This is a genomic window from Paenibacillus sp. BK720 (genome assembly GCF_011761545.1).
Classification (GTDB): domain Bacteria; phylum Bacillota; class Bacilli; order Paenibacillales; family Paenibacillaceae; genus Pristimantibacillus.
The window spans coordinates 35971-53495 of record NZ_JAASRQ010000001.1 but is presented as its reverse complement, the minus strand read 5'-3'; the positions used below and the strand labels follow the sequence as shown (position 1 = coordinate 53495).

General features: G+C 49.0%; 18 protein-coding genes. 10 read left to right on the top strand and 8 right to left on the bottom strand.

Annotated elements, in window-relative coordinates; genetic code table 11:
• The first annotated feature begins 45 nt into the window (after window positions 1–45).
• Window positions 46–927, top strand: coding sequence for an ROK family protein (locus tag FHT67_RS00235; protein ID WP_167194643.1), 882 nt, complete (start codon window positions 46–48; stop codon window positions 925–927).
• A gap of 42 nt (window positions 928–969) precedes the next feature.
• Here FHT67_RS00235 and FHT67_RS00230 read toward each other — a convergent pair whose 3' ends face one another.
• Genes FHT67_RS00230 through FHT67_RS00220 form a run of 3 tightly spaced genes read right to left on the bottom strand, consistent with a single transcriptional unit; the run spans window position 970 to window position 2620 of the window.
• On the bottom strand, window positions 970–1677 hold the full coding sequence (locus tag FHT67_RS00230; RefSeq protein WP_132303041.1) for a hypothetical protein: 708 nt from the start codon (window positions 1675–1677) through the stop codon (window positions 970–972).
• A 45-nt stretch (window positions 1678–1722) separates the two neighbouring features.
• Window positions 1723–2325, bottom strand: coding sequence for a hypothetical protein (locus FHT67_RS00225; RefSeq protein ID WP_167194640.1), 603 nt, complete (start codon window positions 2323–2325; stop codon window positions 1723–1725).
• Window positions 2326–2344: 19 nt separating this feature from the next.
• Window positions 2345–2620 carry a DUF6199 family natural product biosynthesis protein gene (locus tag FHT67_RS00220; protein ID WP_208403063.1) on the bottom strand — a complete coding sequence of 92 codons (276 nt, stop codon included), beginning with the start codon at window positions 2618–2620 and terminating at the stop codon, window positions 2345–2347.
• 192 nt (window positions 2621–2812) lie between these two features.
• Between FHT67_RS00220 and FHT67_RS30460 the strand changes: the two genes are divergently transcribed.
• The 5 genes from FHT67_RS30460 to FHT67_RS00200 are packed head-to-tail and all read left to right on the top strand — an operon-like array spanning window position 2813 to window position 6832.
• On the top strand, window positions 2813–3028 hold the full coding sequence (locus FHT67_RS30460) for a hypothetical protein (protein ID WP_208403062.1): 216 nt from the start codon (window positions 2813–2815) through the stop codon (window positions 3026–3028).
• On the top strand, window positions 2926–4329 hold the full coding sequence (locus FHT67_RS00215; RefSeq protein WP_167196771.1) for a spore germination protein: 1404 nt from the start codon (window positions 2926–2928) through the stop codon (window positions 4327–4329). Before FHT67_RS30460 ends, FHT67_RS00215 begins: the two co-directional genes overlap by 103 nt.
• A gap of 19 nt (window positions 4330–4348) precedes the next feature.
• Entirely contained in the window at window positions 4349–5440 is a 1092-nt protein-coding gene (locus FHT67_RS00210) for a GerAB/ArcD/ProY family transporter (protein WP_167194637.1), read from the top strand.
• Window positions 5437–6609: a Ger(x)C family spore germination protein gene (locus FHT67_RS00205; RefSeq protein ID WP_132303037.1), complete on the top strand. Its 1173-nt coding sequence runs from the start codon at window positions 5437–5439 to the stop codon at window positions 6607–6609. The genes FHT67_RS00210 and FHT67_RS00205 overlap by 4 nt, the downstream gene beginning before the upstream one ends.
• 1 nt (window position 6610) lies before the next feature.
• Window positions 6611–6832, top strand: coding sequence for a hypothetical protein (locus tag FHT67_RS00200; protein ID WP_167194634.1), 222 nt, complete (start codon window positions 6611–6613; stop codon window positions 6830–6832).
• Between the two features lie 32 nt (window positions 6833–6864).
• Here the strand turns inward: FHT67_RS00200 and FHT67_RS00195 are convergent, their stop codons facing one another.
• The gene (locus FHT67_RS00195; RefSeq protein ID WP_167194631.1) at window positions 6865–8361 is read right to left on the bottom strand and encodes a methyl-accepting chemotaxis protein; all 1497 of its coding nucleotides are present in this window, start codon (window positions 8359–8361) and stop codon (window positions 6865–6867) included.
• Between the two features lie 128 nt (window positions 8362–8489).
• On the opposite strand from FHT67_RS00195, the gene FHT67_RS00190 reads away from it, so the two are divergent.
• The 3 genes from FHT67_RS00190 to hxlB all read left to right on the top strand — a co-directional run bounded on the left by FHT67_RS00190 (window position 8490) and on the right by hxlB (window position 10306).
• Window positions 8490–8903: a winged helix-turn-helix transcriptional regulator gene (locus tag FHT67_RS00190; protein ID WP_167194628.1), complete on the top strand. Its 414-nt coding sequence runs from the start codon at window positions 8490–8492 to the stop codon at window positions 8901–8903.
• A 212-nt stretch (window positions 8904–9115) separates the two neighbouring features.
• Window positions 9116–9745: a 3-hexulose-6-phosphate synthase gene (gene hxlA / locus FHT67_RS00185; RefSeq protein ID WP_132303033.1), complete on the top strand. Its 630-nt coding sequence runs from the start codon at window positions 9116–9118 to the stop codon at window positions 9743–9745.
• A gap of 6 nt (window positions 9746–9751) precedes the next feature.
• Window positions 9752–10306 carry a 6-phospho-3-hexuloisomerase gene (gene hxlB, locus FHT67_RS00180; RefSeq protein WP_167194625.1) on the top strand — a complete coding sequence of 185 codons (555 nt, stop codon included), beginning with the start codon at window positions 9752–9754 and terminating at the stop codon, window positions 10304–10306.
• Here hxlB and FHT67_RS00175 read toward each other — a convergent pair whose 3' ends face one another.
• The 4 genes from FHT67_RS00175 to FHT67_RS00160 all read right to left on the bottom strand — a co-directional run bounded on the left by FHT67_RS00175 (window position 10307) and on the right by FHT67_RS00160 (window position 16637).
• A complete protein-coding gene (locus FHT67_RS00175) occupies window positions 10307–10855 on the bottom strand; it encodes a HupE/UreJ family protein (protein WP_132303031.1) in 549 nt (182 codons plus the stop codon).
• Window positions 10852–12141 (bottom strand): tetratricopeptide repeat protein, encoded by a 1290-nt coding sequence (locus tag FHT67_RS00170; RefSeq protein ID WP_167194622.1) that lies wholly within the window; start codon window positions 12139–12141, stop codon window positions 10852–10854. The genes FHT67_RS00175 and FHT67_RS00170 overlap by 4 nt, the downstream gene beginning before the upstream one ends.
• A 21-nt stretch (window positions 12142–12162) precedes the next feature.
• Window positions 12163–13314, bottom strand: a complete 1152-nt coding sequence (locus tag FHT67_RS00165; RefSeq protein ID WP_167194619.1) for a HupE/UreJ family protein — start codon at window positions 13312–13314, stop codon at window positions 12163–12165.
• Window positions 13315–13523: 209 nt separating this feature from the next.
• Window positions 13524–16637 carry an S-layer homology domain-containing protein gene (locus FHT67_RS00160; RefSeq protein ID WP_208403061.1) on the bottom strand — a complete coding sequence of 1038 codons (3114 nt, stop codon included), beginning with the start codon at window positions 16635–16637 and terminating at the stop codon, window positions 13524–13526.
• A gap of 323 nt (window positions 16638–16960) precedes the next feature.
• Here FHT67_RS00160 and FHT67_RS00155 point away from each other — a divergent pair, with 323 nt between their 5' ends.
• Window positions 16961–17524, top strand: coding sequence for a hypothetical protein (locus FHT67_RS00155; protein WP_167194614.1), 564 nt, complete (start codon window positions 16961–16963; stop codon window positions 17522–17524).
• Window position 17525 lies beyond the last annotated feature (1 nt).

The following is a 17525-nucleotide window of genomic DNA, read 5'->3' as shown; positions in this document are numbered from 1 at the left end:
ACGTAACGGCCAGAACCAGGCCGTTCTTTTAAGGAGGCAACGAACTTGCGTATTGGAGCAATTGAAGCAGGCGGAACAAAGTTTGTATGCGGGATCGGCAACGAACGCGGTGAAATCGAAGAACGGATCAGCTTGCCGACCGAGCATCCGGATTCCACGCTGCGCGAGGTCCTGAACTACTTCCGCGACAAGCAGGTTGAGGCGATCGGAATCGGCACTTTCGGCCCTATTGATATCGATCCTTCCAGCCCGACGTACGGCTTTGTGACAACGACACCTAAGCCGGGCTGGTCCGGGTATGATTTCCTTGGCACGATGAAGCGCGAGCTTCCGGTTCCTTACGGCTGGGATACGGACGTAAACGCTGCGGCGTTTGGCGAAGCTAAATGGGGCGCGGCGAAAGGGCTTAACAGCGCGCTTTATTATACGGTAGGTACCGGTATTGGCGTTGGCGTCTACACGGAAGGCAAGCTTGTTCATGGCCTGCTGCATCCGGAAGGCGGACATGTTCTTACCCGCAGACATCCGGAGGATACGTTTGCCGGCTTCTGCCCTTACCATGGCGACTGCCTGGAGGGCATGGCGGCCGGTCCCGCTATCGGACAACGCTGGGGCGTGAAGGCTGACGAGCTGACGAAGGACCATCCGGCATGGCAGATGGAAGCTTTCTATCTGGGCCAAGCCATTTCCAGCGCGATTCTGCTGCTGTCCCCGAAGAAGGTTATCCTTGGCGGCGGCGTTATGCATCAGGAGCAGCTGTTCCCGCTGATCCGCGCGGAAGTACAGAAGAACCTGAACGGTTACGCTTCGCACGAAGCGCTTCGTGAAGGCATCGATTCTTACATCGTGCCGCCTGGGCTTGGCGATAACGCCGGTCTCTGCGGATCGATCGCGCTTGGAATCGACGCGCTCGAGCGCCGGCAATAATAGAAGAAGGCCTTACCGGAATTCGTCCGGTAAGGCCTTCTTTCATTTCATGGATGCAATAACATCGCCTAAGCCCTCTGCCTTAACATGACTCAGCCATCTCTTATGCCCAAGAGTCACCATGTACTGCATCCCGTCTTTTTGGAACCGGGATTCAAGACTTCCCTTTGCTTTCAATGGCTTGGGCCCGTCCATGATCGGCATTCCGGGCTGAACCGGTTCAGCCTGAATAAGAAGAAAACGGTCATTCGCATCATCTACGTATTGCAATGCAATCCTCTGACCCTTAATCTCGCCCCGCACCTTGTGTACTTCAAAAGGAAACTGCCCGGGAACCATCACATGACGGTCGAACCGATTCCTGTAATCTCTTACGACTTTGTTTTCATTGACAAGCGGATTGGCCCCGTCGTATAGAGCATCAAGCCGGATAATTCGATCTTGTTTTATCGTTAGGTCCCAAATGAATGCCATGCGGCTGCTATTAAACGCTTCGTCCCGGAAATAACCAATCAGGATGCGATGGCCTATCTTCGTCGATGGAAGTCCTTCCACTTGAAGGATCGGGCTGTCTTCTCTTATTTCCGGCATTCTGGCGCCATTGGCAAGATAGCTCTGAGCCAGATCGTATTTATGTCTCAATAGCGCGTTAATCATCTGATCAACGGCTTCTTGCTTTGGCATAGCTACCGCCCCATGGGCAGGGACCAGGAGCAGCATAGCCATAACCAAGGATATGATCCATTTCATATTCCTAACCTCCCTGGTTAACTTCCCCAGTAAGGCCATTGTCTATTATTCCATGCGGAAAACAATCTCCATGCCCGTCGGCTTCCTTTTTAACGGTCTTTCGTATTCGCTGAATACAAAGCTAACGCCGGCTAGATCGTCCGGAAGAGCGGGAGCAACAACAAAGCCGTAGGCAGAATTCCCCCCGGAGCTTGTTCCTTGGTCCACGTAACAGCGGTAACCTTCGCCCAGCTCCAGCTCGATATACGTATGCGCCCGCATGGCCTCGTTTTCGCGTTCCCGGTAGTCCCCGTGTATGCTCAGATTTACGACGCTTGCGTTCTCGTATTGTCTTATACCGGACAAGGTATAGACCTTGCCTCCGCTCTCCGCGCAACGGAGAACGGGCAGATGCTTGCGGAAGCCCGCTGGCTCGACCAGCGGCAGATAAACCTCTTCATTCAAAAGCAGGCTAAATAGAGACTTCAACAAATCCGGGTACAGACGGTAACGGTCCGCCCAGCTCTCAATGCTTTTAAAGGGCGGAAAACCCGGATTCTGATTCGACACCTCTCTTCGTTCCTCAAGCAAAGCGCAGAGCTGCTCGTCGATCTTGAATAAACGGGCATCGTAGTGATCCGTTGGCCTCTCCATCGGTACTCTTCTCATCCTAATCCCCTCGCCTCTTCTATGAACTGAGCTTGCCCAAATCTCCGGTAATTAGCATATAAATCCCCCAGCCTAGTACAATTACGGCTCCAAATCTGCTGAAGAAGATATAGTTATCGCTTGGACCCGAATTACCGTCCATGGCCCAGCCATGTTTCATATGCCAGCTTAAAGACGGGAATAGCCATCCCATAACTCCTGCAATAATGAAAATTAGCGAAATGAAAACTACCACGTTATCATCTCCGTTTGTTCGTTTGCCAGGCACAACAAGGCCTTCTCCGATCTTTGACATGACGGGGAAGGCCTGAATAATTCTCAATATAATGGACTCTGCGAGAATTGAAAATACCTATATTTTGTTGTTTATATTAATTTTTATAGCATCTGCTTGCTCATAGGCAATAAAAAGTCGAAAATGGCGCGAATAGGACATACTCATTCTGCAAAAAGTAAATTTATGAGAAAATCTAGACTCTTGCGATTGATGAATTCAAAAACAGCGAATATCCATAAAAATCAAAGCCAGCCGGACAGGCCTCATCCGCTATACCCTAACCTGGAGATGAAGGGGTTTATTCAGGCTGCTCCGATTTCAATATTCGTTCCTTCCCCGTCGGGGGCGGCAATCAGGCTGTTATTTATTATTTCGACGGACTGGCCAATGTTTCAAGAATCGAGCAGACCGTCATTGAACCGCTGATGGGATTTAATGGCGAGACCGTTTCAATCGGCTACGTAGCCGAGCATCTGATCACTTCCGCTTCCTCAAAGCTTGTAGCGACTTTCGAAGAGGCGATTAAACATTTGTCAATTGGGGAGCCTCTTCTATTCCTTAATGACGAACCCCAAGGCATTGCGATTGGCCTGAGCAACTGGCAAGCCCGGGCCGTTGAGGAGCCTACCGCGGAATCTGTCATTAGGGGGCCACGGGAAGGCTTTACGGAGACCTTGCAGGTCAATAGAGCCCTTATTCGCCGGGTTATTAAAAGCCCCCTGCTCAAAATGGACTCCATTTGCATCGGAGAATATACGCAAACAAGCATTATCATTACCTACATTGAAGGCTTGGCAGCACCCGAGCTGCTGAGAGAAGTCAAGGAGCGGCTCGGGCGCATTCAGATCGACGGCATTCTCGAAAGCGGCTATATCGAAGAATTGATTGAAGACAGCCCGCTCTCGCCCTTCCCGCAAATCTTAAGCACCGAGAGACCTGACGTCGTGTGCGGCAACCTGCTTGAAGGCCGGGTTGCGATACTGACCGAGGGAACGCCTTTTGCCTTAATCGTACCTATTACCTTCTTCTCGCTCATGCAGTCGGCGGAGGATTATTACCAGCGGTTTCTGTTCAGCACGGCCATCAGATGGCTGCGTTATTTTTTCGCCGCAATCTCCCTTCTGCTGCCATCTATTTATGTTGCCTTGCTCACTTTCCATCAGGAGATGGTTCCTGGCTCGTTGTTGATCAGTATGGCAACCTCACGCGAAGCCGTGCCATTTCCCGCGCTCGTGGAAGCGCTGCTGATGGAAGTTACGTTCGAAGCCCTGCGCGAAGCCGGGGTAAGACTGCCGAAGCAAATCGGTGCGGCCGTCAGTATCGTGGGGGCGCTCGTTATTGGGCAGGCAGCCGTTCAAGCCGGTCTGGTATCGGCTCCAATGGTTATCATTGTTGCGATTACGGGCATTTCATCCTTTATGATTCCGCGTTACATAACCGGACTGCCCATACGGCTGCTTCGGTTTCCTTTTATCCTGCTGGCAGGCTCGCTTGGCCTTCTCGGCATTATGTCGGGCTTTATCGCCCTTGTGCTCCACTTGTGCAGTTTGAAATCCTTCAATGTACCTTATTTATCCGGAGTGGTGAAAAGCGAGCTCAAGGATATTCTTATCCGGTCGCCAATCTGGATGATGGACGAAAGGCCCGAGCTGAACCAAGTTACCAACAAATACCGGCAGGCGCAGGGCCTAATGCCAAATTCGGCGCAGGGAACAAACGACGAATGAAAGGGTATGGTGATCTGAAATGGACCATGGAAAAATTACTTCTTTTCAAGTGTCGCTTTTGATGTACTCCGTTATATTGGCAACCGGCTTTATTACGATCCCCGGCATCTCTGCCCATTACGCCATGAACGACTTCTGGCTGGCACCTATTGTGGCTATAGCGGCAGGGGGAATCGTGCTTGCCATTTCGATTAAGCTGCATCGTCTGTACCCGGATAAAAATCTGATTCAATACAGTGAACGGATTATCGGTAAAGTGCCTGGAAAAATTCTTGGACTTATCTATTGTCAGTTCTTCGTATTTACCGGCGGCATTGTCTGCAGAGAATACGCCGAATTTGTGACAGGCAATTTCTTATTCAAGACGCCTATGTTCTGCCTGGTTATCTTAATGGTTCTGTTAGCTGCATTTGCCGTACGCGGCGGTGTTGAACTGGTGGTCAGAAGTACGTTATTGTTAACCCCGCTCTTTATTTTGCCGTTATTTTTCTTGCTGTTATTAATACCGGATTTCGAGATCAGCAACATCCTGCCGTTTATGAGCCATGGAATGATTCCGGTTATACAGGGCTCGCTGGCACCGATCTCGTGGTATTCCGAATTTTTGATTATCGCCTTCTTCCTTCCCAGCGTTATTGATAAGAACAAAACGGTCAAATACAGCATCCTCTCCCTCTTGGCCGTCTCTGCCAGCTTAACCTATGTTTGTCTCGTTTCATTGTTCGTGCTTGGTTCCGATACGGCGGATAAGGTATATCCGGTATTAACGGCTTTCCGGTATATTTCCCGTGCTGATTTTTTCGAGAATCTGGAGGCTTTGCTGCTGGCTATGTGGGTCGTTGGCAACTTCATAAAAATCGCGGCTGTTTATTACGCTGCCGTCTTGTCCTTCACCTCCTGCTTTAACTTGAAGGACTACAAGCCATTTGTTTTTCCAATCGGAATGCTGATTGTGATTCACTGCTTCTGGGATTTCCCAAGCTTCTTCAAGCTTTCCGGATTTCTCCACTCGACCGGATTGTTTCACTTGTCGACCTTCATGCTTGTCATCCCTATCCTGCTGCTGATTATAGCCCTGTGCAGAAAACAATGGAGCAAGCTGATCACATGATAAAGTTGATAATCGCAATGATGATAAGTACTTCCATGTTATTTTTAACCGGATGCTGGGACCGTACCGAACTGAATGATCTCTCGCTGATTTCGGCAGCATCCTTTGACAAGGGAAGTAAAAATAGAATTCTGGCTACGGTGCAGGTTATCATTCCTCAGAATCAGGGTGGCGGACAGCAAACCGCCGGAAGCGGCGGGAGTGGTCCGCGTGCAACTACACGTTCTGCAGAAGGAATCAATATAGCGGATGCCCTTTCCAAGCTTCAACGCAAAATACCAAGAAGGTTGTTTTGGGGACAATGCAAAATATTTATTTTCAGCGAGGAGCTGGCGAGAAACGGTATCCGCGAGGAGTTTGATTTTCTCGTCCGGCATCCTCAGCCCCGGGAACGCGCCTATATGATGATCAGCAAAGGGAAAGCGGCGGAAGCGCTTGAGCTGATTCCCCCCATCGAACGCGCTTCGTCGGAAGCTTTACGGGAAATATCCAATCTGCAAGATGGGCTTCATGTCACCTTGGAACAAATGAGTATCGAGCTGAAAGAAGATGCCGGGGTCAATACCCTTCCCATGGTCTACATTCTGCCGCCATCCAAGCTTGCTGACAAACCCATTCAAACAATCCCTTACATGAAAGGTGCCGCTATCCTGAAGAAGGGCAAGCAATCCGGCGAGATTACAGAAAAGCTCCTGCGGGGAGTCCTGCTGATCAATAACGTTGTTAAGGATTACAGCATTACATTTGAAGTCGGAGAGGAGCAGGTTTCCTTAAAGCCTGTAAAAACAAAAGTAAGACTAGTCCCCCATATCGACGGGGATAACTGGTCGATGAACGTTAAAGTTCAATCCGAGGGAAGCATTGTCCAGAACAGTACAAAGATGAATCCGATGAAGCCGGAGGAGCTGGAGAAAATGAACCTCGCATTCCGCGAGGATATTCATCATCGGATTGAGGCTTCCGTCCTCTATTTACAACAATTGAAGGCGGACGCCCTTCGCTTCTCCACTGTTTACCACAAGAAATATCCAAAAGAGTGGGAGCGGGTAAAGGAGAATTGGGACGAGCAATTCGCTAAAATCAGAGTCACCTACGATATTAAAACGGATATTAAAAAACCGGGTTTAATTACTACCCCCGGCGGAATGCCATACGAAGAGGTGCAATAAAATGAGGCTGCAGTTTATTGTATTTATCACCTTGAGCACTTCCCTGATCATATGGCTGGAATGGCCGAAGTTAAAAAAATGGGGCGTCAAGGAAAAAGCGGCGTTCTTCATCCTCCTGGGTGTCATCTGGATCTTCCTGTTTCTCGATGTTCCCGATACGCCCGGCACTCCTACATTGGATGAATTCCTGTTCAAGCCGCTCAAAGGGCTTATTCAGCCGTAAGGTGCGCAGCGAAAAAGCCAATGAAGCGGGCTTCATTGGCTTTTAATGGCTATCCCCGCATTCTTTCGTTCGGTCATCTCGTTCAGATCGGAGGTCAGCTTGTCCAGCTGCAGGAAGCTCTCCACAATCTCAATAATGCGGCTGTCCTGCGTCGTCATGCTGGCCGACATCTCCTGGACTGCCGCCATATTCTGCTCCGTGGAGCCGGCAATCGATACAATCTGGCCGGTAATCCTCGTATATTGCTCCTGCAGCTCCTCCGCCGAATTGTCGGCCTCTCCCGAATGACTCTCGAGCTTATCGGCGTCAGACGCCAAAGCTCGCATCACATCGGCTACCTTGCTGGCTGCCGCCGTACTGAGGGCGACGGATTGCTGTCCTTCCAGCACCTGCTCTGCCGCCATAACGGTCTTCGTGCGGATGCTCTCCAAAATGCGCTCAATCTGCTCCGTTGATTGCTGCGATGTCTCCGCCAGCTTGCGGATCTCGTGAGAGACAACGGCAAAGCCTTTGCCATGCTCGCCCGCGCGCGCGGCTTCAATTGCCGCGTTCAATGCCAGCAAGTTCGTCTGCGTCGAAATATGCTTAATGGTTGCGACAATCTCGCTGATGCTCGCATTTTGCTCGCCAAGCTCATTCATGAGCTGCACCGAGGAATCGATCGTCTCGTTAACCCGCTTCATCTCGTGCTCGAGATCGGAGGTTCCTTCGCTTCCGGCTTTGGTTAAGAGTGCTGAGCTTGCCGACAGCTCCTTCATTTCGGCGGAACGATCCGCAAGCGAGGTCACGGAAGCTTCGATATGGCGGATCGCTTCGCTGATGTCATTCATGCTGGACGTTTGAGCTTCCATGCTTGACGTCATTTCCGAGAAGGCCGAGGTCACTTCCTTGGAAATCGTACCGGCCGTTGTCATATTGGCTTTCAGGTTCGCGCTGAACGAATTCAGCTGACCCGCCGAGGAGGAGACTTGTCTCACAAGCTCGAGCGACCGTTTGTTTTCCAGCATCGCCTGCTCGCCTTGCTCAATAATATTGCGCTGCAGCCGCTCGCTGAATTTGGTCGATACGTATAGCGGAACCGCTACCATAAAGAAGTACATAAACATCGTTGTAGGAGCGTTATTGCCGAAAATCTCGGTTTTGTCGGGACTTGCATAACAATAAACCGTGAGCAGGACACCCATTAACCCGGAGTAGCCGATCGCCCTGGAATTGCCGTAAAGCGTCATGATCGCAAGATTGACATAGACAAGAAAATAAGTCGTAATAATCGGTCCGGTTAACAATAACAGCAAGGTTAACACGGTAACAATCGTTGAAATGAAATACATGATATAGTTCGTCAACCAGCCTTTATAGGCCAGAATCGTGGTTGCGCCGCAGGTAAGCGTGCCTACGATAGCGAGGACGATAATCGAGTCCATCCCGGCTCCGGTCAGAAAATCAACGGCTACGCCGAGTAGCAGCATGACCCAAATAATATTCACCAGCAGCTTGTTTCTTCGGTGCAGGGTCTCCCTATAATCCATTTGTTCTCCACCTTTTTTACCATAATATAGGCAATAATTTCGATCATACCATAAACCGATATTATTCGACATCATCTTTAATAGACATGTTCCCGATAATCTTGTAATCTATTGTGACACTAGTAGCTATGCGGAGGTGCTTAACGTTGGCGAAAGATATTCGTTCCCGAATTGAGATTGATCAAATCAATTGCGAAAAAGAATTGACCCTTGCGTTAATCGGAGGCAAATGGAAGCTGATCATCCTCTGGCATCTGGGCATTGACGGCACGAAACGGTTCAGCGAGCTGCAAAAGCTCATTCCCCATATCACGCAAAAGATTCTGACGAACCAGCTCCGCGAGCTGGAGGAGGATCAGCTTGTCGAACGGACCGTCTATCCGGTTGTTCCGCCGAAGGTCGAATACAAGCTGACTCCGCATGGAGAAAGCCTGGTGCCGATTCTGAAGCTGATGTACAGCTGGGGCAAGCATTACGGGGAAGAGGTACTCGGCAGAATCTCCGATTCGGAGCCGATTCCCCTTCAAGCAGCGGAGATTTAAACCGCATTTCCATGAAGTTCGGTTTTCTCAAAGGTTATCGAAACATTGGTTGTAAAACCCGGCAGACTCCGCATGGAGTCTGCTTTTTTTTGATTTCGTAGTTTCCTGCAGGATACGGACTTACTTGAAAGTGCGTACTTCCAATAAATTCGGTATCCCCCTAATATGAACTCATCGCTTTCAAAACCTAAAATAAAGGAGAGATTCATGTTATGGAACTGCAATTGGCACTTGATTTGGTTAACATCCCGGAGGCAAAGGAAGTCGTAAAAGAGGTTGCCCCTTATATCGATATCGTTGAGATAGGAACTCCCGTTGTCATTAACGAAGGACTCCGCGCCGTCAAAGAAATCAAGGACGAATTCCCGTCGCTCAAAGTGCTGGCCGATCTGAAAATTATGGATGCCGGCGGTTACGAAGTGATGAAGGCTTCCGAAGCAGGCGCCGACATCATCACCGTTCTTGGCGTATCCGACGATTCCACGATCAAAGGAGCGGTTGATGAAGCCCGCAAGCAAAGCAAAAAGATTATGGTCGATATGATCAACGTAAAAGACATTGCGGGACGCGCAGCGGAAATCGATAATCTTGGCGTGGATTACATTTGCGTTCATTCCGGTTACGACCATCAGGCAGACGGAAAAAATTCGTTCGAGGATCTGGCTACGATTAAACGCGTCGTGAAGCAGGCTAAAACCGCGATCGCGGGCGGGATCAAGCTTCAAACCCTGCCTGCAGTCATCAGCGCCCAGCCGGATCTGGTTATCGTTGGCGGCGGTATTACCGGCGCAGAGGACAAGCAAGCCGTTGCCGCTCAAATGCAGCAGCTGATCAAGGGATAACGGACGATGAGTACGCTAAGTGCAGCATTCTCCATTCTTCAAGAGCTGGAGCGTACGCTTGAGGCCGTTAAGCCAAGCGAGATCGAGGCGTTAACGAAGCGGATAACGGAAGCGAATAACATATTTGTAGCCGGAGCCGGACGCTCCGGGCTGATGATGCGGGCATTTGCCATGCGCTTGATGCATATGGGATTTCGCGTTTTCGTCGTAGGCGAGACCGTTACGCCGGGCATTGCGGAAGGGGATCTGCTGCTCATCGGCTCGGGCTCCGGCGAGACCAAAACGCTGACAAGCATGACCGCCAAAGCCCTAAGCATTGGCGCGGCCGTAGGCGTGGTCACCATTGTTCCGGAATCAACCTTAGGCAGCTTGGCCACAACCAAGGCCATAATCCCCGCGGTAACAAAAGACAGCACGGCGGGAGAAGGCTCCAGCCAGCCGATGGGAACCCTGTTCGAGCAAAGCCTGTTGCTTCTGCTCGATACCATCGTGCTGAACCTGATGGAGCTGCAGGAGCTGCAGGGCGCAGCCATGTACGGCAATCACGCGAATCTGGAATAATTAGAAAAGTATTCTTTCGGTTAACCACAAGCCGCCTAATAAAAAAGCTACCGCTGAACAAAAATGGACTACTCTCACAGAATATTTCCATTTCTGAATCAAGAGGAGAAGCGGCAACAAGACTGCCAGAATTCCCAGCTGAGCGATTTCTATTCCTAAATTGAAACTAAATATATTAAAAGCTAAATCATTTTTCGCCAGATGCATCCCTTTTAATAAATCGGCAAACCCCATTCCGTGAATTAACCCGAAAACAAAAGTAATCATCCAGCGATTTCTCACATTCTTTTTGAAAATATTCTCAATCGCGACATAGCAAATACTAAGGGCAATCGCCGGTTCGACAATCATGGCCGGTACGTTAATGATGTCAAGCACCGTTAAAGTCAAGGTTAAGCAGTGTGCGACGGTAAACGCCGTAATAACCGCCGCATATTGTTTAATCGTTTGCCTTGCAATTAACAACGAAAAGATAAATAACAAATGATCATAGCCGGTCAATATATGCTCCATGCCTAGTCTCAAAAACGAAAAGAACGCCGAAATCATCTGATGGACCCTCCTGATGAGCCATTAGTTTTTTTGGAGAAAACATAACTAGAGCTGGCATTAATGATTAGAACCGCAATAACCGAGCCCCACATCAACCATAGGAACAGCCTTGTCAGCGGATCTGCATATACTTCGATTAACGCGTTAATACGGGTCTGCCTTCCACTGTAAATCGTGAAATAATAAGCCATAAACGACGCGGCCGCCATATTTAACCCACTCATGGCAATATAAGCTACTCGGCCTGATTTTACGAAGTATGGGGCAAACAGCTTTGTTACGATCAGGAAAACAACAGATAAGCCGAACAGCCAGCAGAAAAACTGAATGTTCGTTTGCGGTTCCCGCTTAATAATCAAGGTGAACATAGGACCAAGCGTAACGACGGCAAGCAGCTGCAGCGGCCTGACTAGCTGCCTTGCATGGCTGTGCAAATGAACATGCCGCCAAAATCGAAGCGAAATTAACGATATTACTACAACGAAAGCATACAGAAGAGCAGCCACAAACGCATACAGCATGTTCCGCTGTTTAATAATGCCGCTTTTTTTCAACGTATAATTAAAATCTTCACCTGAGTCATTAAGCGCAATTGCCTGATCAACCGCCCAGATCGCCTTGCTGTAACGATGCTGCTTTACGAGAATGTCGGCATACAACTGCAGGGCTGAAGCCTGATCCTCACTTGATAGGCTGGAGCTGGCCTTGCCGAAGTAGTCCATGTATTGTTCCACATGCTCTCTTGCTTCCTGGTAGTTGGCGGCTTCGAAATACTTGTTCGCGAGGTAGATATGCATGTCGGGTGCAAGCTCCGCATCCTCATGCTGCGATAGAATCGCCTCCACTTCCTCCAATTTATCCTGCGTAGACCGATGATCGTCTTCCAACTGAATGCTTCTAAAGCGCTGCATGATCGGCCATTCGGATCGTCTTTCCTTGAGATACGTTATTCTGTCCTGAAATTCACTAGAGAAAATCCCGCTCGGGAAATGGCTCAGATACTGCTCGTAAACATGCAGCGCCTTCTCAAAATCAAACAAGTAATCGTCGTAAATATGAGTTAACTGCTTGTACACCATTTCATTGTTGAGGTCAGGTTCCTTTGCCAGCAGCTCTTCCAGCGTTATCGCCGCCTGCAAATAATCCTTCGCCGCAAAATATTGGTTCGATTTATTACTGTAGTCCCGCACGACATCTTCGGAGCTGCCTTGAGCCATACCGACACCGGAAAATGTAACGAAGGCCATAATAATCATCAGAAGTGATGCAAGTAGCTTCTTCATGAGGTTCTCTTCTTCCTATTCTTAGAATGGTACAAGTTGCAAGTTGAATATCCGATCGACGAACCAAAGGAATCCAACAATAAAAATGACGGAGGAAGCTGCAACGGTAATGGTTCGAAGAGAGAACTTTTTCTTTAACACATAGAGAAGAGGAAGCGTAATTAGCAGAATCATCAGCTGTCCAAACTCTACGCCGACGTTAAACGAAACGACGGATTGAACAAGATTCGATTTGTCCGCGACATATTCCTGAAGAACGCTGGCAAAGCCAAAGCCGTGCACCAGCCCGAACATAAAGGTAACCAGCCACCGATAATTGATCTGCTTGATGAACAGGTTTTCCATCGCGATATAACAGATGGATAAGGCAATAACACTTTCGACAAACCTGGAGTTGAGATTGATAATATCTAAGGCCGCCAGCAGCAACGTAATACTGTGCGCCACCGTAAACGCCGTAATAATTTTCAGAGCCTCTTTAGCCGTTAGACCAATCACAATAAGAGCCAGCAAGAAGGCGATATGATCATACCCGGTTAAAATATGCTTGATTCCAAGTACGAAATAGGTAGAGATTTCAGATAAAAAGGCGGCGGATTTGTCGGAAAATTCCCATGTGGTATGGTTGGAATCGAATATATACTGCAAGTCCGGCTGAGTCTTATCGAAGACTCCCTGAACCGAATCGTCATCCGCATCGGTAAAATAGATATAGCCGATATTCACGTGCTGGCCTTTAGTCTCTTCATATAATAGATGATAGTTAATTTTTACTTTGTTTTCTGTCCAATCAAAATCAACGTCATTGATTCTCAGCCAAATGACCCAGAATGTCCCTTCTCTCTTTAAATGGTCTACCTTTATCGGATATTCCCGGTCATTGATGGAAACAGCTAGCTTCTCGTCGATATACGGTTGAAGAATGTCGTTTGTTATAACGCGAAGCTGGTCATCGTTCAGATTCTCAAGGTCATATCCAAGCTCCTTAATCCCCTTCAATTGTTGGAAAACTGCGGGGTCGAGCTCTATCGTGGACAATATTCGATCCTTGCCAAAAGCCCATTTCGATGCTCCGAGGTACATATCGTGTGCAAAAACGGGTGTAACTCCGGCAAGCAATAAGGCGATTCCCAGGATCAAAGCCGCTAGTTTTCTGAATCCTCTTGTAAACATCACGATGCACTCATTTCTTCTTTATGTTAGGGTACGTCCACTTGTACCTATTAATCCTATGATATAGATGTGTACCGAACGTTAATTTCATATTAAAGTCTTGTAAAAGAGATAACGAATTCCTAATAGGCAATGGCGGCGAAAGGATAGAAACCCTGACGCCGCCATTTCCTTTAGTTATGTTGCTGCTTTCACTTACTACAGCCCGCTTAGAGGCTGCCGTTCTGCTGCAGCAGCAGATAGAGACGATAGATCATTTGTGCCGTTTCCGCACGTGTAGCTTGACCGGTTGGATTCAGCGCTGAAGCGCTGCCTTGCACGATGCCTGCTTTAACCATGTCGGCAGCCGCATCAACCGCGTAAGACGAAATCTTCGATTTATCCTTAAAGCTATTCAGCTCTGCCGGATCGCCGCTCAAGGCAAGCTTGCCGGTCACTTCCATCGCACGGCTCATCAGAACCATCATGTCCTGACGCGTGATGAACGCGCGCGGATTGAACTCGTTGTCGCCCATTCCGTTGGCAATGCCAAGCGCCTTAACGACGCCAAGCGCATTATAATAATAGTCGCTCGATTTCACGTCGCTGAAGTTGGACGTTACGTCAGCCTTCAGGTCCAGCATGCGAACGAGCATTACCATGAAATCGGCTCGCGTAATTTGCTTGCCAGGCTCGAAAGTTGTGGACGTCGTGCCGTTAATAATGCCCTTGTCGGCAAGCACGGCAATGGCATCTTTTGCCCACTCATAATGCGAGTCGACGTCTTTGAACGGATTAGCCGGAATGACCGGCGTTCCGCCGCCGTTACCCGGATTCGCTGGAGTGCCGTTGCCCGGTGTGCCGCCGCCCGGTGTGCCGCCTCCTGGTGTGCCGTTACCCGGAGTTCCGCCTCCTGGTGTGCCGCCGCCTGGAGTTCCGCCTCCTGGTGTGCCGCCGTCGCCTGGAGTTGTCGTATCATCTGTTGTATAAACAACATAGAGATGTGCAACTTGATCTGCATTTTCCCCTGCGCCTTCAAAAGACTCAGCTGTTCTTGTACCTTTACCGGTGAGAAGGAATGTGATGGCATTTCCTTCTTTCCAGTCGTCCATATTTACGATTTGCTGAACCAAGGACGCCAGGTTAGGAGTTTGTTGATTTGGACCGGATTCATGTTCTACCGTCCATTCCGGTATATCCTTCCAGCTTACAAAATTTTCCGACTTCACACGTGACGAAATATTGCCCGGTTTATCCGGAAGCGAATTGGCAACTGCCTCCGCATAAATGCTCACGTCAAACGGATTAAGGTTTTTGTCCGGCTCATCAACGGAAAACTGAACATAGGCGTCAACAATCTTTGCCCCTTTAGGAAGACCCAGACCCGCAAACCGAAGTCCGATCTGCTGCACGCTTTCTTCCTGTACAATTTCCAAGTCGGAACTATCCATATCCAAAGATCCGTCCGCTTTTTCTTCCATATCGTCATATGGAGTTTTGATTGGCGCTATAAGCAGGTGGGAATCTCCACTCGGCAATGCGCCTATAACAATAGATACTTTGTTACTAGTAGCCGTTTTGCCCTCGACAGTAACTTCCGCCTCAATCGATACGGACGTAGCGCGAAGAGGTTTATTTTTCACTGTTACGACGCCGTCAGCAGAGATCGCTACGATATCATCGGCGCTGGAAGTGTATTTGACCTCGGCCGAAGAAAGATCCATGGCCGCTCCCAAATTGTCCTTCGCCGATAAGCTTAGCTTAGCGGAAGAATTCGCATCGCCGGTCAACGTATCGTGATCCGATGCTAACGTAACTTCGGCCAGCCCATCCGGATTTTTGACATTGATCGTTAATGTATTGGATTTCACAATCTCGCCTGCGTTATAGATCTCAGCCCAAACCTGAACCGATTCATTAAACACGGGCTTCTTCTTGACGGTCACTGTTCCGTCCGAAGCAATGGAAACCAAATCCGGTTTATCCGTTTTGTAGCTCATATTGGCATTCGACAGATCCACAGCGGCATCCTTACTGTCAACAGCCGTCAAATCAAGCTTAACGCTGCTTTCAGGAACGTCCGTTTGCAGCGTATCTTTATCCGCAGCAAGAGTTGCCTTGGCGATATCCAGAGCTTCCTGCGGCGTGTTGTGAACCGTGATGGTCTCGATCTCCGTGCCGTCAATCCGCTTGGAGGTTACTTTCATGGTATCCCCTTCAACATCGAACAAGGTCAAGAAGTACGACTTGTCAGCCTTGACGATATTCGGCCAGCTTGGGTCTACATCGTACGATGGAGCGCCGCCGCCGCCGGAAGTCAGGTATTCGATCCCGTCAACTTCGGCGCGGGCATAGTTATGATTGTGTCCGTTAAGATACAACGGCACCCCGAACTTCTTCAGGATAGGGTGAATGTATTTTTGGACATCGGTATTGTTCTCGTGCGTACCGGCACCCCAGGCAGGCTGATGGCCCATTACGATTTTCCACGGCTTGTCCGTCGTGGCAAGATCGTTGATCAGCCAGTTATACTGCGCCGAGCCTTCCTTAAAGTCCGCATATTCATCGATTACCGAAACATGGACCGGACCGTAATCGAAGGACCAGTAGAAGTCATCCACGTACGGATACGGGTAGTACTTCTCATAAACGGAACCAACGCCCTCATGATTGCCCCTTGCCCCCATCATTGGCACTTCGGTTTGAAGTGCGTGCATCTGCGGATAGGTTGATTCAGGCACGAAATATTGAGCGGTCCAGTTGCTTTCGGAGTCGCTAGAAGCAATATCCCCGCTATTCAAGAGAATCGATTGATAGGCTGGGTCTTCGGCATACGCCTTCCGAGCCAGGTCGGCTACCTTATCCTGATAAGCCGGTTGTGTACGGCTGTCCCCGTAAGAGAGGAACTTCACGGAAGTAGCGTCATCCGCGGGAGCGGCAACGAACGAACCTGCTTGACCGTCTACCTCGTAATAATACTTGGTACCGGGCTGCAGCCCGGTGATCGTGAACTTGTGCTGGTTATCGCTACCGTACGTTTCCACGGACTGTTCTCCTAATGAATAAGAGGTATCCGTCCCCCACTTGATCGTATTCGGCTGGTTATCGCTCGTCTGCCACATGACGCTCATCGAGCTGTTTTGTCCCTCGAACAATAAATAAGGCCCCTTGATAATCGTGCTGTCAGCCGACACGTTGTAAGCACCGATCGTAAACAGAACCGTACATACGAATAGAGCCAAGGTTAAACCTTTCCACTTGGCTTTTAACTTCACCTTCACTTTGTCATCCCCTTCTTTGTCATTAGCAGTCGGAACGATAGAATCCTGTTCGGTCTTTTCCATATTCCAGTCAAAACCTATCATCTTCCTCCTTACCTTGCTGATATCGGACACACCACTGCTATTATGCTGACGTTCCCTGCGTACCACGAAAAGGATTGCGGAAATCACAGATATTCCCGTTAGCCAACTGCCAAAATTATTATACTAGTAAAGTATTGATATAAAATTTAAGATAATATTAATTTTAAAGTAAACCATTTTTAACCATCGGATTTTCCTCTCAATCACACGCTTTTACAATTTCGTAAACTAGCATTAACATTCCTCTGACACTACTTTTCTACAATTATCGACATCCCTAATATGAAAGAGATGAACGGACGATGAAATCCATGTTCAGTGCAAAAGATTTGGCGGTTACGCAAGCAAGCGTAGCCGCACTGCTTTTTTTATCGATACCTTTGTTTAATATCATCGGACTCAGCAACCATAAGCTGGAGGCCGTCCTGCACGGATTAGGAGCGACCGTCACCGTGATCATGAGCTGTCAAGCCCTTCACCTGACCTACCCCATGCTGCGGGGCAAGAAGGGAGCCGCGGTCAATCTGGAATGGGTGCTTTGGCTCACGAGCCTATTGGTTCTGGTAACAATCGCGCTAGGCAACTGGCTCTACATTCCTTACCGGGGACCGGACGGTCCCCAGCAGTGGTTAATGTACCATAGCCCCGAGGTACATCTAATCGTGATGGAATATAAAGAATTCGTCTCGCTATACCCGCTCCCTTTAGGAATCGCGGCTGCCTTTTTATTGCGCCGGTTCCGGCATACGCTTACGGCGGGCTCGGCGCTTAGCGGAATCATCGCTTTACTGGTCACTTTATTCTGGATTTGTTTATTAATCGGATTTGCGTGCGGAATCGGCATGACGAAACTGAAAATGGTGTGAT

What these genes read in the sequence shown, in the direction of transcription:
- FHT67_RS00230 (WP_132303041.1), bottom strand. Translation starts at nt 1,677, where the DNA reads ATGAAATGGATCATATCCTTGGTTATGGCTATGCTGCTCCTGGTCCCT.
- FHT67_RS00225 (WP_167194640.1), bottom strand. Translation starts at nt 2,325, where the DNA reads ATGAGAAGAGTACCGATGGAGAGGCCAACGGATCACTACGATGCCCGT.
- FHT67_RS00220 (WP_208403063.1), bottom strand. Translation starts at nt 2,620, where the DNA reads ATGTCAAAGATCGGAGAAGGCCTTGTTGTGCCTGGCAAACGAACAAAC.
- FHT67_RS30460 (WP_208403062.1), top strand. Translation starts at nt 2,813, where the DNA reads ATGAATTCAAAAACAGCGAATATCCATAAAAATCAAAGCCAGCCGGAC.
- FHT67_RS00210 (WP_167194637.1), top strand. Translation starts at nt 4,349, where the DNA reads ATGGACCATGGAAAAATTACTTCTTTTCAAGTGTCGCTTTTGATGTAC.
- FHT67_RS00205 (WP_132303037.1), top strand. Translation starts at nt 5,437, where the DNA reads ATGATAAAGTTGATAATCGCAATGATGATAAGTACTTCCATGTTATTT.
- FHT67_RS00200 (WP_167194634.1), top strand. Translation starts at nt 6,611, where the DNA reads ATGAGGCTGCAGTTTATTGTATTTATCACCTTGAGCACTTCCCTGATC.
- FHT67_RS00195 (WP_167194631.1), bottom strand. Translation starts at nt 8,361, where the DNA reads ATGGATTATAGGGAGACCCTGCACCGAAGAAACAAGCTGCTGGTGAAT.
- FHT67_RS00190 (WP_167194628.1), top strand. Translation starts at nt 8,490, where the DNA reads ATGCGGAGGTGCTTAACGTTGGCGAAAGATATTCGTTCCCGAATTGAG.
- hxlA (WP_132303033.1), top strand. Translation starts at nt 9,116, where the DNA reads ATGGAACTGCAATTGGCACTTGATTTGGTTAACATCCCGGAGGCAAAG.
- hxlB (WP_167194625.1), top strand. Translation starts at nt 9,752, where the DNA reads ATGAGTACGCTAAGTGCAGCATTCTCCATTCTTCAAGAGCTGGAGCGT.
- FHT67_RS00175 (WP_132303031.1), bottom strand. Translation starts at nt 10,855, where the DNA reads ATGATTTCGGCGTTCTTTTCGTTTTTGAGACTAGGCATGGAGCATATA.
- FHT67_RS00170 (WP_167194622.1), bottom strand. Translation starts at nt 12,141, where the DNA reads ATGAAGAAGCTACTTGCATCACTTCTGATGATTATTATGGCCTTCGTT.
- FHT67_RS00165 (WP_167194619.1), bottom strand. Translation starts at nt 13,314, where the DNA reads ATGTTTACAAGAGGATTCAGAAAACTAGCGGCTTTGATCCTGGGAATC.
- FHT67_RS00160 (WP_208403061.1), bottom strand. Translation starts at nt 16,637, where the DNA reads ATGGAAAAGACCGAACAGGATTCTATCGTTCCGACTGCTAATGACAAA.
- FHT67_RS00155 (WP_167194614.1), top strand. Translation starts at nt 16,961, where the DNA reads ATGAAATCCATGTTCAGTGCAAAAGATTTGGCGGTTACGCAAGCAAGC.